1 protein-coding gene is annotated in these 414 nt (G+C 35.3%); it reads left to right on the top strand.

All coding sequences use genetic code 11. From position 1 onward, the window contains the following. The coding region (locus tag ACLD7X_RS19290) for a hypothetical protein (protein WP_411425290.1) at positions 1–196 on the top strand (196 nt) is incomplete at its 5' end. Positions 197–414: the final 218 nt, after the last annotated feature.

Here is a 414-nt window from a genome sequence, read left to right as displayed (position 1 = left end):
CCCCGGGAACACCCTCTCCTTACCTTTTTATGAGTTGAAAGGATACTATAACGGTGATATTAACATGAATGGTAGCGCAATTTTCCAGGGAACAAAGAACGATGTTGAGTTTATTTACCAGAACATCATCAGGAATCACCCAGGGAACGTATTTAAGGATACGAACTATATAATCATACAGCAATTACCCAAGTAGGGTATAGTATACCGAGTCAATCGTGATTTAGACCCGAAATTTGTGTCTGTAAAGTGAGCAAAAAAAAATTTTCGTTCACTTTACCAACTTGGCATATTAATTGAAATTGGATAGGTATTAGTGCATTTCCGCCACCAAAACTATTTATGATGTTTCAGGTATGAGTCATGTAGAGTACTGATTTTTAATTGATTAAAAAATAATAGTTGGATTACTAG

The organism is Aphanothece microscopica RSMan92 (assembly GCF_046613545.2).
Classification (GTDB): Bacteria; Cyanobacteriota; Cyanobacteriia; order PCC-6307; family Cyanobiaceae; genus NIES-981.
Note: the sequence above shows the minus strand (reverse complement) of the source record. Positions and strands in the feature narration are given on the sequence as shown.